The 12,200-nt window shown below is 34.2% G+C and carries 12 protein-coding genes and 1 rRNA gene; 8 read left to right on the top strand and 5 right to left on the bottom strand.

What is annotated here, in order from left to right:
• Positions 1 to 104 precede the first annotated feature (104 nt).
• The 5 genes from jag to rpmH all read right to left on the bottom strand — a co-directional run bounded on the left by jag (position 105) and on the right by rpmH (position 2,322).
• A complete protein-coding gene (jag, locus tag CIB95_RS10075) occupies positions 105 to 722 on the bottom strand; it encodes an RNA-binding cell elongation regulator Jag/EloR (RefSeq protein WP_094924792.1) in 618 nt (205 codons plus the stop codon).
• A complete protein-coding gene (spoIIIJ, locus tag CIB95_RS10070) occupies positions 719 to 1,483 on the bottom strand; it encodes a YidC family membrane integrase SpoIIIJ (protein WP_094924790.1) in 765 nt (254 codons plus the stop codon). The genes jag and spoIIIJ overlap by 4 nt, the downstream gene beginning before the upstream one ends.
• A gap of 32 nt (positions 1,484 to 1,515) precedes the next feature.
• Entirely contained in the window at positions 1,516 to 1,740 is a 225-nt protein-coding gene (gene yidD / locus CIB95_RS10065) for a membrane protein insertion efficiency factor YidD (protein ID WP_094924788.1), read from the bottom strand.
• Between the two features lie 2 nt (positions 1,741 to 1,742).
• Positions 1,743 to 2,096: a ribonuclease P protein component gene (gene rnpA, locus CIB95_RS10060; protein WP_094924786.1), complete on the bottom strand. Its 354-nt coding sequence runs from the start codon at positions 2,094 to 2,096 to the stop codon at positions 1,743 to 1,745.
• Positions 2,097 to 2,187: 91 nt separating this feature from the next.
• Positions 2,188 to 2,322, bottom strand: coding sequence for a 50S ribosomal protein L34 (rpmH, locus tag CIB95_RS10055; protein ID WP_094924784.1), 135 nt, complete (start codon positions 2,320 to 2,322; stop codon positions 2,188 to 2,190).
• Positions 2,323 to 2,832: 510 nt separating this feature from the next.
• On the opposite strand from rpmH, the gene dnaA reads away from it, so the two are divergent.
• From dnaA to CIB95_RS10015, 8 genes are all read left to right on the top strand, one after another.
• A complete protein-coding gene (gene dnaA / locus CIB95_RS10050; RefSeq protein WP_094924782.1) occupies positions 2,833 to 4,191 on the top strand; it encodes a chromosomal replication initiator protein DnaA in 1,359 nt (452 codons plus the stop codon).
• 158 nt (positions 4,192 to 4,349) lie between these two features.
• Entirely contained in the window at positions 4,350 to 5,492 is a 1,143-nt protein-coding gene (dnaN, locus tag CIB95_RS10045) for a DNA polymerase III subunit beta (RefSeq protein WP_094924780.1), read from the top strand.
• A 107-nt stretch (positions 5,493 to 5,599) separates the two neighbouring features.
• A complete protein-coding gene (gene yaaA, locus CIB95_RS10040) occupies positions 5,600 to 5,815 on the top strand; it encodes a S4 domain-containing protein YaaA (protein WP_094924778.1) in 216 nt (71 codons plus the stop codon).
• Positions 5,816 to 5,831: 16 nt separating this feature from the next.
• Complete coding sequence (gene recF / locus CIB95_RS10035) at positions 5,832 to 6,950, top strand: DNA replication/repair protein RecF (RefSeq protein ID WP_094924776.1); 1,119 nt, start codon at positions 5,832 to 5,834, stop codon at positions 6,948 to 6,950.
• Position 6,951: 1 nt separating this feature from the next.
• Positions 6,952 to 7,224, top strand: a complete 273-nt coding sequence (gene remB, locus CIB95_RS10030) for an extracellular matrix regulator RemB (protein ID WP_332893227.1) — start codon at positions 6,952 to 6,954, stop codon at positions 7,222 to 7,224.
• Between the two features lie 34 nt (positions 7,225 to 7,258).
• A complete protein-coding gene (gene gyrB / locus CIB95_RS10025; protein ID WP_094924774.1) occupies positions 7,259 to 9,172 on the top strand; it encodes a DNA topoisomerase (ATP-hydrolyzing) subunit B in 1,914 nt (637 codons plus the stop codon).
• Positions 9,173 to 9,235: 63 nt separating this feature from the next.
• A complete protein-coding gene (gene gyrA / locus CIB95_RS10020) occupies positions 9,236 to 11,806 on the top strand; it encodes a DNA gyrase subunit A (RefSeq protein ID WP_094924772.1) in 2,571 nt (856 codons plus the stop codon).
• Positions 11,807 to 12,134: 328 nt separating this feature from the next.
• Positions 12,135 to 12,200, top strand: a 16S ribosomal RNA gene (locus CIB95_RS10015); the annotation flags it as partial.

The raw sequence follows: 12,200 nt of genomic DNA, 5'->3' as shown, positions 1-12,200 counted from the left end.
CATAATATTTATCCACACCCTAATAACAAAAGTTATTGATTTTCCACTTCTTTTGCAATAAAAAAAGACTGGTCCGAGGACCAGTCTGACTATTTCTTATTTTATTAACGATTAGGAATAATGACAACGCGACGATTAGGTTCGACACCTTCTGATGTTGTTTCTACATCGTGACGATTTTGCAAAGCTGTATGAATTACTTTACGTTCAATCGATGGCATCGGCTCTAAATGAACTTTCTTTTTAAAACGAACAGCATTCTTAGCCAGTTTATCAGCTAATAACTCCAATGATTGCTTACGCTTTTCACGATAGTTTTCTGCGTCTAAAATTACTCTAACATACTGTTTTGAATAACGATTAGCTACTAAGTTAGTTAAGTTTTGCAACGCATTTAACGTTGCACCACGTTTCCCAATTAATAAAGCAATTTTTTCACCTGATAAATTAAAAGTAATATATTGCTGTTTCATTGATGTTGTGATTGTAACAGGCGCTCCCATTTTTTCCGTAACTTCTTGGAGAAATTTAGTTGCCTCTTCAATTGGATCTTTGATCAGCGTAGCCTTAATGACAGCTTCTTTTGAACCGAAACCTAAAAAACCTTTTTTTCCTTCTTCAATTACATCAATAGTCAAACGGTCTTCTGTCGTTTCTAGCTGCTCAAGCGCTAACCGAATGGCATCCTCTACTGTTTTGCCTGCTACAGTTACTTCACTCACTTTTTCTTGCCCCCTACTTTATCTTCGGACTTTGCAATGTTTGGCCCTTTAATAAAATACGTTTGTACAATCATAAAGATGTTACCTACTACCCAGTATAATGCTAATGCTGCTGGGAACATAAATGCGAACACGATAATCATAATTGGCATAATCCATAGCATCATCGCCATTTGTGGATTTGCATCTGTTTGGCCACTCATCATAATTTTTTGCTGGATGAAAGTCGTAATACCAGCTAAAAACGGTAAAATATAATCTACTTCTGTTAAAGAAAACCATAGGAATGTTCCTTGAATTTCTTGAGATCGCATAATTGCATGATAGAAAGCGATTAATATTGGCATTTGAATAATAATTGGGAAACACCCTGCTAGTGGGTTAACACCATGCTTTTGGAATAGTGCCATTGTTTCTTGTTGTAGTTTTTGTTGTGTTTTTTGATCTTTTGAACTGTATTTTTCTTTTAGTGCTTTAATTTCTGGTTGTAATGCTTGCATTGCCTTCGAACTTTGCGTTTGCTTAATCATTAGTGGAAGTAAAGCAAATCGAATGATTAATGTTACCATAATGATTGCTAATCCATAGCTACCTGCAAAAAGGTCTGCAAACCATAAAATTAACATGTGTAATGGGTATACAAAATAACTATTCCAAATTCCTTCACTGTTTTCATCAATTGGCGTTGTAACATCCATGCATCCTGACATTAACGCAACTAAAACAGTTAAGGTAAGTAATAATGTGAGTTTCTTTTTCACACCATTTTCCTCCTCAATAATTCCATTAAATTTTATAGATCCTCTTTTTTAGGAACCGGATCAAAACCTCCTGGATGAAAAGGTTGGCATTTAACAATACGCTTCATTGTTAACCAGCTTCCCTTTAATGCACCATGATATTTAATAGCTTCATACCCGTAATGAGAACAGGTTGGATAAAAACGACAACTTGGTGGTTTTATAGGAGAAATGAATCGTTGATAAAACTTAATAAATCCTAAAAATACCCACTTCATTCCTATAACTCCCTATTCGCTTTTATTAACTTGGCTATTTTCATTACATGTAAGAGACTTTTCTTCACTTCATGAAAATCCATATCCGAAACAGGATGCCTAGCGATCACTAAAAAATCTTTATTTTCGTAAAGATCCTCTTTTAACTCTTTAATCGCTTCTCTTATGTATCGCTTAATACGATTACGAGTAACAGCATTTCCAAGTTTTTTACTTACAGAAAGGCCAACACGGAAATGTTTTTGTTCAGGCTTATCCAATATGTAAATAACAAATTGGCGGTTAGCAACGGATTTTTTTTTACGGAAGATTTCTTGAAAATCTTCATTCTTTTTAATTCGAAATCTTTTCTTCAATATAGAGTCACCTCATACCTTTTAGGCAATTGGATAAACTTAATTATAGACTAATTAATATGTAAAAAAAAGACCACTGACAAGGCAGTGGTTATGCAGATAAAACTTTTCTTCCTTTGCGACGACGTGCAGCAAGAACTTTACGTCCGTTCTTAGTGCTCATACGACTACGGAAGCCATGAACTTTTTTACGTTTACGATTATTTGGTTGAAAAGTACGTTTCATATATGACACCTCCCTGAGGATTTCAATTAAAAGACAGTCCTGTACATTATAAGAAGAGACAGTATAAATGTCAATGGCTACTTAAAATTTACTTTCTTAAAATACATAAGTAATTATACTACAAACAGACTGTGGATAACAATTTTCGTCAAAATTCTTTTTCCACAACATTTATCGACAAGTTTTACACAAAATATAGTGCTGTGGAAAACTAATACCCACAATTTGTAGTAGTTGTGGATAAACTACGAGAAACCATTGCAATAGTGCTTTCTATTTGGTATGATAATTGTGTTTTCACTCTGGAAAATGGTTTGTGCATAAAATGTTAATCCACAGCCTGTGGACAATATTGTGGACAGTTATTTTTGTTTGTGTGTAAGCTTGTCCACAAATGTTTATAACAATGACGTTAAACGTTTTCCTTCTATTATATAACTTACTAACAACTACTGTTGAAAATAATATATGGATGCAGTTAATTTTTTTAGAAAAGGAGGGAGATTCGTAGTGGAAAATATTAATGATCTTTGGAGCAAAGCTTTAACCGAAATTGAAAAGAAGCTTAGCAAACCTAGTTTTGAAACATGGCTTAAGTCTACAAAAGCACATGGATTAACTAATGATACGTTAACAGTTACTGCTCCAAACGAGTTTGCTAGAGACTGGCTAGAATCTCGTTACTCACAACTAATTTCAGATACATTAGAAGCCATTACAGGCACTTATTTAAATGTAAAGTTTATTATTCCGCAAAATAAACAAGATGATGACATTGATTTACAAAATGCTACGAAACAACCACCAATGGTGAACAATGACGGCTCAGAAGAAATTTCAAAAAATATGCTAAACTCAAAATATATTTTTGATACTTTCGTAATAGGTTCAGGAAACCGATTTGCCCATGCTGCTTCATTAGCAGTAGCAGAAGCACCAGCAAAGGCCTATAATCCACTATTTATTTACGGTGGAGTAGGTTTAGGAAAAACACATTTAATGCATGCGATTGGACATTATGTGCTTGACCAAAAACCGAATGCAAAAGTTGTTTATTTATCTTCTGAAAAGTTTACAAATGAATTTATTAACTCTATTCGAGATAATAAAACTGTTGAATTTAGAAATAAATATCGGAATGTCGATGTATTACTTATAGATGATATTCAATTTCTTGCTGGAAAAGAACAAACACAGGAAGAATTTTTCCATACATTTAATGCATTACACGAGGAAAGTAAGCAAATTGTTATTTCTAGTGATCGAGCACCAAAAGAAATTCCAACGTTGGAAGATCGTTTGCGCTCACGCTTTGAATGGGGATTAATTACAGATATTACTCCTCCAGACTTAGAAACTAGGATTGCTATTTTACGAAAAAAAGCAAAAGCTGAAGGATTAGATATTCCTAATGAAGTAATGCTCTACATTGCAAATCAAATAGATACAAATATTCGTGAGCTAGAAGGTGCATTAATTCGCGTAGTTGCCTATTCTTCTTTAATTAATAAGGATATTAATGCAGATTTAGCTGCTGAAGCATTAAAAGATATTATTCCAAGCTCAAAACCTAAAGTAATTACGATTCATAATATCCAAGAAATTGTTGGGGAACAATTTAATGTAAAGTTAGAAGACTTTAAAGCAAAGAAGCGTACGAAATCAGTAGCTTATCCGAGACAAATTGCTATGTATCTTTCACGCGAGCTTACAGATTTTTCATTACCGAAAATCGGTGAGGAATTTGGTGGCCGTGATCATACAACTGTTATCCATGCCCATGAAAAAATCTCAAAACTAATGGCTGAAGATCAGCAATTACAAGAACAAGTAAAAGAAGTTCTAGATAAGCTAAAAAGTGGCTCTTAATAACTTCATAGTTTATTAAAATTATATTAACAGTCTGTCCACATGTGGATAGACTTTGTTTTCTTAAGCGATTGTTAGTTATCCACACCTTCCACACCCCCTACTATTATTACTAAAAAAATTAATTAAATAATTATATATATACAGGAGGATTAATAATGCAGTTTACAATTAATAAAGATCGCTTAGTAGCAAGTGTAGGAGATGTTATGAAAGCTGTATCTTCAAGAACAACAATTCCAATATTAACGGGAATAAAAATTGTAGTTACTAGTGAAGGAGTTACTTTTACTGGTAGTGATTCAGATATATCAATTGAAAGCTTTATTCCTACAGAAGAAGATGGAAATGAAAACATTCATGTAGAAGCAGAAGGAAGCATAGTACTACAAGCGAAGTTCTTTTCAGAAATAGTAAAAAAGCTTCCACAAGAAAAAGTACATATAACAGTTGGAGAACGATTCTCTACTAAAATAAAATCTGGTACGGCCGAGTTTAATTTAAACGGTTTAGATCCTGAAGAGTACCCACAGCTGCCACAAATTAACGAAGAAAAATTATTCCGTTTACCAACTGACTTGTTAAAGCATATGATTCGTCAAACTGTTTTTGCTGTTTCCACTTCAGAAACAAGACCGATATTAACAGGTGTTAGTTGGAAATTAGAAAATAACACGTTAACTTCTGTAGCTACAGATAGTCACCGTTTAGCATTACGAAGCGCACCTATTGATACTGAACAAGGAGATTTAACTTTTTCTAATGTAGTTATCCCTGGAAAAAGCTTAAATGAATTAAATAAAATTTTAGACGAAACAGATGAACTAATTGATATCGTCGTTACTGAAAATCAAGTTTTATTCAAAGCGAAGCATTTATTATTTTTCTCTCGCTTACTGGAAGGAAATTATCCTGACACATCAAAACTTATTCCAGAAGATAAAAAGACGAATATAGTTGTTTCTACTAGAGAATTGCTTCAAGCAATTGAACGTGCCTCATTGTTAGCTAGAGAAGGAAGAAATAATGTTGTTAAATTCTCAACAATTTCTGGTAATGATATTGAAATTTCATCAGATTCTCCTGAAATAGGAAAAGTATTTGAACAAGTAACATGTACATCCATTGAAGGGGAAGATTTAAAGATTTCCTTCAGTGCAAAATATATGATGGATGCTCTAAAAGCAGTTGATAGTACGGAAATATCAGTTAACTTTACTGGTGCGATGCGTCCATTCGTCCTTCGTCCGGAAGGTCATAACTCAATACTTCAACTAATTTTGCCAGTTAGAACTTATTAACAATTAGCGCTACTAGTTCTTTTCAAACTAGTAGCCTTTTTTATGTTTCACGTTAATTTGTTATAATAAGGAGTAGCGTTTAATTATAGGAGAAAGTGAGTGTCATTATGCCACAGACTATTCAAATTGAAACGGAATATATCACGTTAGGCCAAGCCTTAAAAATAGAGAGTATTATTCATTCTGGTGGAATTGCGAAAATGTTTTTAGAAGATGTCGAAGTTCTTGTTAATGGTGAAAGAGAAACTCGTCGCGGTAGAAAACTTTACGATGGAGATACAATTGAAATTGATGAAATAGGTAGTTTTATTGTAAGACGATGAAACGGGGGAATCCCTCTTGTATATAGAGGAACTAACACTTACTAATTACAGAAGTTATGTTAAGACGAAAGTTTCTTTTGAAAATAAAGTTAACGTCATCTTAGGTGAAAATGCCCAAGGGAAGACAAATATAATGGAATCAATCTTCGTTTTAGCGTTAGCAAAGTCTCACCGGACAACAAAAGAAAAGGAACTTATCCGTTGGGACGAAGAATATGCTAAAATAGAAGGTACAGTAAAAAAAAGCAATGGCCTAGCATCCTTACAATTAGTAATTACAACAAAGGGGAAAAAAGCTAAAGTAAATTCTTTGGAGCAAAGAAGATTAAGTGACTATATAGGCTCGCTTAATGTCGTCATGTTTGCCCCAGAAGATCTGAATTTAGTTAAAGGTAGTCCCCAAGTTCGTAGACGCTTTATTGATATGGAAATTGGCCAAGTTAATCCAATATATATGCATGAGTTAAACCAATATCAAAAAATATTGCATCAACGAAATCATTTATTAAAAAATCTACAACGATCCCCGAAGTCAGACTATACGATGTTAGAAATATTAACGGAGCAGCTAAGTGAAATAGCTGCTAAAATTACAAAACGCCGCATAGCTTTTACCCAGCAACTAGAAAAATGGGCTCAGCCTATTCATTCTGGGATTAGCCGTAATCTTGAAACATTAAATATTATTTATAAACCTTCTTTAGAGGTATTAGAGTCTTATGAATTGTCGAAAATGAAAGAAGACTATATTAATAAGTTTACGGAAATTAGAAAACGGGAAATTGATAGAGGTACTACGCTTTTAGGACCACATCGAGATGACTTAGAGTTTTTAGTGAATGAAAAAAATGTCCAAACATATGGATCACAAGGACAACAAAGAACTACTGCACTCTCTTTAAAATTAGCTGAAATCGAGTTAATACATGAAGAAGTAGGAGAATATCCAATTCTTTTATTAGATGATGTTCTTTCTGAGTTGGATGATTTCAGACAATCTCATTTATTAAACACTATTCAAGGTAAGGTGCAAACGTTTGTTACGACAACAAGTGTTGATGGAATAGACCACGAGACTTTAATGCAAGCAGCAACGTATAAAGTGGTTAGTGGTGAAATAAATAGGTTGAAGTGAGGTGCATTACTTGTTTATCCATATAGGAGAAGATGTTGTCGTACAGGCAAAAGATGTAGTTGCTATCATAGATGGACAAGTAATTGAATCATCTACGATAACTAGTGAATTTTTAAGAAAGCAACACGACAATAAACCAATTGTTAAAATAACGAATACGATTGTCAAATCTATTGTTATTACAGATAAAAATATTTATTTCTCACCATTGTCTTCTTCAACATTAAAACGTCGATCACAATTTCAAACTACGTTAGAAAATTTAGAAGAGTGATGGAAAATTTGTCAGATAAGTGTAGGTGGAAAAAATGACAGAACAACATAATTCATATGATGAGAGTCAGATACAAGTATTAGAAGGATTAGAAGCTGTTCGAAAAAGACCTGGAATGTACATAGGTTCTACGAATTCCAAAGGATTGCACCACTTAGTTTGGGAAATTGTCGACAATAGTATCGATGAAGCTTTAGCAGGATTCTGTGATACGATTACTGTTACGATTGAAAAGGATAATAGTATAACTGTTGAAGATAACGGTCGCGGTATTCCAGTTGGTATTCATGAAAAAATGGGAAGACCTGCTGTTGAAGTTATCATGACAGTTCTTCATGCCGGAGGTAAATTCGGTGGTGGCGGCTATAAAGTATCAGGTGGATTACATGGTGTAGGTGCTTCAGTAGTAAATGCTCTTTCTACTTACTTAGAAGTATTTGTACATCGTGATGGAAAAATTCACTACCAAAAGTTCGAAAGAGGCGTACCTGCAGCTGATTTATCAATAATTGGTGAAACAGATAGAACAGGAACAATTGTCCACTTTAGCCCAGATCCAGAAATTTTTACAGAGACATTAGTATATGAATATGAAATTTTACAAAATCGTTTACGCGAATTAGCTTTTTTAAATAAAGGAATTAAAGTTGTCATAAAAGATAAACGCGAGGAAGAAGTTCGTACAAATGACTATCTATTCGAAGGTGGTATTAAATCCTTTGTTGAACATTTAAATCGTTCAAGAGAAGTGTTACATGAATCAATCTTCGTAGAAGGTGAACGAGATGGCATCACTGTTGAAGTTGCGCTTCAATATAATGATAGCTATGCTAGCAATATTTATTCGTATGCAAATAACATTAATACACATGAAGGTGGAACACATGAAGCAGGGTATAAAACAGCTTTAACCCGTGTTATTAATGACTACGCGAGAAAAAATGGATTAATTAAAGAAGCTGATCCTAACTTAACTGGTGATGATGTTCGTGAAGGAATGACAGCTATCATTTCAGTGAAACATCCAGATCCACAATTTGAAGGTCAAACGAAAACAAAATTAGGAAATAGTGAAGTACGTACAATTACGGATAATATCTTTGCAGACCGTTTTGAACAGTTTTTAGGTGAAAACCCTGATGTAGCTAGAAAAATCGTTGAAAAAGGAACGATGGCAGCAAGAGCTAGGATGGCAGCGAAAAAAGCGCGTGAATTAACGAGAAGAAAAAGTGCCCTTGAAGTTTCAAGTTTGCCAGGTAAACTAGCAGACTGTTCTTCAAAAGATGCAAAAATTAGTGAATTGTATGTAGTAGAGGGTGACTCTGCCGGTGGTTCTGCAAAACAAGGAAGAGACCGTCACTTCCAAGCGATTTTACCGCTAAGAGGTAAGATTATAAACGTTGAAAAAGCTAGATTAGATAAAATTTTATCTAATAATGAGATACGAGCAATCATTACAGCTTTAGGTACAGGTGTTGGTGAGGACTTTAATATTGAAAAAGCACGTTATCATAAAATTATTATAATGACTGATGCCGATACGGATGGAGCACATATTCGTACTTTACTTTTAACGTTTTTCTATCGTTATATGCGTCCTATCCTTGAAAAAGGTTATATATATATTGCGCAACCACCTTTATTCAAAGTTCAAGTAGGGAAAAACATTCAATATGCTTATAATGACCGTGAACAAGAAAAAATATTAGCGGAATTATCAGGTAACCAAAAGCCTTCTATTCAGCGTTACAAAGGTTTAGGAGAAATGAATCCTTCTCAGCTTTGGGAAACAACAATGGACCCAGAAACGAGAACATTATTACAAGTTGATTTAAAAGATGCTATTGAAGCAGATGAAACGTTTGAAATTTTAATGGGTGACAAAGTAGAACCACGACGTGATTTCATTCAAGAAAACGCTCATTATGTTAAAAATTTAGATATTTAAATAGTTTGAGGGAGGATTGCTTCTCCCTCTCCTTATGAAGAATAGATATTGGAGGTTTGTCTCATGTCTGATCAAGAGCAAACAAGTGGAGTTAAGGGGATAAATATAAGTCAGGAAATGCGATCATCGTTTTTAGATTATGCGATGAGTGTAATTGTTTCACGTGCTCTTCCTGATGTACGAGATGGATTAAAACCAGTACATCGTCGTATTTTATATGCAATGAATGAACTAGGAATGACGTCAGATAAAGCATATAAAAAATCAGCACGTATCGTCGGGGAAGTTATCGGTAAGTATCACCCACATGGTGACACAGCGGTTTACGATACGATGGTTCGAATGGCGCAAGATTTTAACTACCGTAAAGAATTAATTGATGGTCACGGAAACTTCGGTTCTGTTGATGGTGATGCAGCAGCAGCAATGCGTTACACAGAAGCAAGAATGTCTAAAATAGCAATGGAAGTTGTTCGTGATATTAATAAAGATACGATTGATTACAAAGACAACTATGATGGTTCTGAAAGAGAACCTGTTGTATTGCCTGCTCGTTTTCCAAATATGCTTGTAAATGGAGCTACAGGAATTGCAGTTGGTATGGCAACTAACATTCCTCCACACCAACTTGGTGAAGTAATTGACGGTGTATTAGCTTTAAGTGAAAATCCAGATCTTGATATCTTAGAACTTATGGAATACATACCTGGACCAGACTTCCCAACTGCTGGTGCAATTTTAGGTCGTTCTGGCATTCGTAAAGCATATGAAACTGGTCGCGGATCGATAACGATGCGTGCAAAAGTGGATATTGAAGAACATAAAAACGGTAAGCAAGTTTTAATCGTTACGGAAATTCCTTACCAAGTAAATAAAGCGAAACTTATCGAAAAAATCGCAGAGTTAGTTCGCGAAAAGAGAATCGATGGCATTTCCGATTTACGAGATGAGTCAGATCGTAATGGTATGCGTATCGTTATTGAATTACGTCGCGATGCTAACGCTAATGTTTTACTAAATAACTTATATAAACAAACTGCACTACAAACAAGTTTTGGTATTAACATGCTTGCCCTTGTAGATGGACAACCTAAAGTTTTAAATTTAAAACAATGTCTACATTATTACTTAGAGCACCAAAAAGTAGTCATTAAAAGAAGAACTGCTTTTGAGTTAAGAAAAGCAGAAGCACGTGCACATATTTTAGAAGGTTTACGTATTGCTCTCGATCACATTGATGCTATTATTGCTTTAATTCGTGGTTCAGAAACGACTGAAATTGCTAGAAATGGCTTAATGGAGCAATTCTCTTTATCTGAAAAACAAGCACAAGCAATTTTAGATATGCGTTTACAAAGGTTAACTGGATTAGAGAGAGATAAGATTGAAAACGAATACCAAGAACTTGTTAATTTAATTAATGAGCTAAAAGCTATATTAGCTAATGAAGAGAAAGTTTTAGAAATTATTCGTGAGGAACTTTTACAAGTTAAAGAAAAGTTTAACGATAAAAGAAGAACAGAAATATTAGTAGATACAAATAATTTAGATATAGAAGATGAGGATCTAATCGATCGTCAAAACATAGTAATTACTGTTACACATAATGGCTATGTAAAACGTCTACCAGTATCAACATACCGTAGTCAAAATCGTGGTGGTCGTGGAATTCAAGGAATGGGAACAAATGAGAATGATTTTGTTGAACATTTATTTACAACGACAACACACCATACGATTTTATTCTTTACTAACAAAGGAAAAGTTTATCGCCTAAAAGGTTATGAAATTCCTGAGTTAGGAAGAACAGCAAAAGGAATTCCAATCATAAATATGATTGAGATAGATAAAGATGAAACAGTATCTGCTGTAATTCCAGTTCAAGAGTTCGTAGATGATAATTATTTATTCTTTACTACGAAACAAGGAATATCAAAAAGATCTCCACTTTCTTCTTTTGCAAACATTCGAAAAGGTGGACTAATTGCTGTTGGGTTAAGAGACGAAGACCAACTAATGTCTGTTCGTTTAACTAATGGTAATAATGAAATTATTATTGGAACGAAGAATGGTCTCCTAATTCGCTTTAATGAAAATGACGTACGTTCAATGGGACGAACTGCAGCTGGAGTTAAAGGAATTACACTACGTTCTGGTGATGAAGTAGTTGGAATGGAGATATTAAGAGAAGAGCAAAATATCTTAATCGTTACTGAAAAAGGTTATGGAAAACAAACTCCGATGGAAGAATATCGAATTCAAAGTCGTGGTGGTAAAGGAATACTTACATGTAACGTTACAGAGAAAAACGGTCCAATCATCTCGATTAAAACAGTTGAAGACAATGATGAGTTAATGGTTATTACTGAAAGTGGAATCATTATCCGCATGGAAGTTGCCCAAATCTCTACAACTGGAAGAAACACTCAAGGTGTTCGCTTAATCAAACTAACTGAAGGTGATGTCGTATCAACTGTTGCTAAGTTAGAGATTGATGATGAGTTAGAGCATGATGATTTTATTGATGAGGAAAGTGAACCTGCAGAAAGTGATGCTATTGAAAGTGGAACTGATGTAGGAACAGAACAAGAAGAAACAGTGATTGATAAAGAAACGCCAAATAATGAAGACTAAAAAAGGGGCTTAAACGCCTCTTTTTTTTCATTATATATATGTAATAAAAGTTTTTTTGAAAAAAGATATAAAAACTATTGACCTTTTAAACTATTAAGTGTTATATTTATATGCGTCACTTCAAACGACATTCGTTGTGACGGACAAACATTAATTAGATGTTGACACTAACTTTTATACGTGTTACTATATAAAAGTCGTCAAAATTGTTCTTTGAAAACTAAACGAAACGCCAAGCGAGTCAATCGTAATTCCTAGAGTTTATACTCTAGATAAAAGGTTCCATCAACCTTTAAAAAAAGATGGAAAATGAGCAATCAAACAAACTATTATGGAGAGTTTGATCCTGGCTCAGGACGAACGCTGGCGGCGTGCCTAATACATGCAAGTCGAG

Source organism: Lottiidibacillus patelloidae (assembly GCF_002262935.1).
GTDB classification, from domain to species: domain Bacteria; phylum Bacillota; class Bacilli; order Bacillales; family SA5d-4; genus Lottiidibacillus; species Lottiidibacillus patelloidae.
Note: the sequence above shows the minus strand (reverse complement) of the source record. Positions and strands in the feature narration are given on the sequence as shown.

Excerpts from the sequence above, each read along its gene's own strand:
- gyrB (WP_094924774.1), top strand. The coding sequence starts at position 7,259 with ATGACAGAACAACATAATTCATATGATGAGAGTCAGATACAAGTATTA.
- dnaN (WP_094924780.1), top strand. The coding sequence starts at position 4,350 with ATGCAGTTTACAATTAATAAAGATCGCTTAGTAGCAAGTGTAGGAGAT.
- yaaA (WP_094924778.1), top strand. The coding sequence starts at position 5,600 with ATGCCACAGACTATTCAAATTGAAACGGAATATATCACGTTAGGCCAA.
- yidD (WP_094924788.1), bottom strand. The coding sequence starts at position 1,740 with ATGAAGTGGGTATTTTTAGGATTTATTAAGTTTTATCAACGATTCATT.
- rpmH (WP_094924784.1), bottom strand. The coding sequence starts at position 2,322 with ATGAAACGTACTTTTCAACCAAATAATCGTAAACGTAAAAAAGTTCAT.
- gyrA (WP_094924772.1), top strand. The coding sequence starts at position 9,236 with ATGTCTGATCAAGAGCAAACAAGTGGAGTTAAGGGGATAAATATAAGT.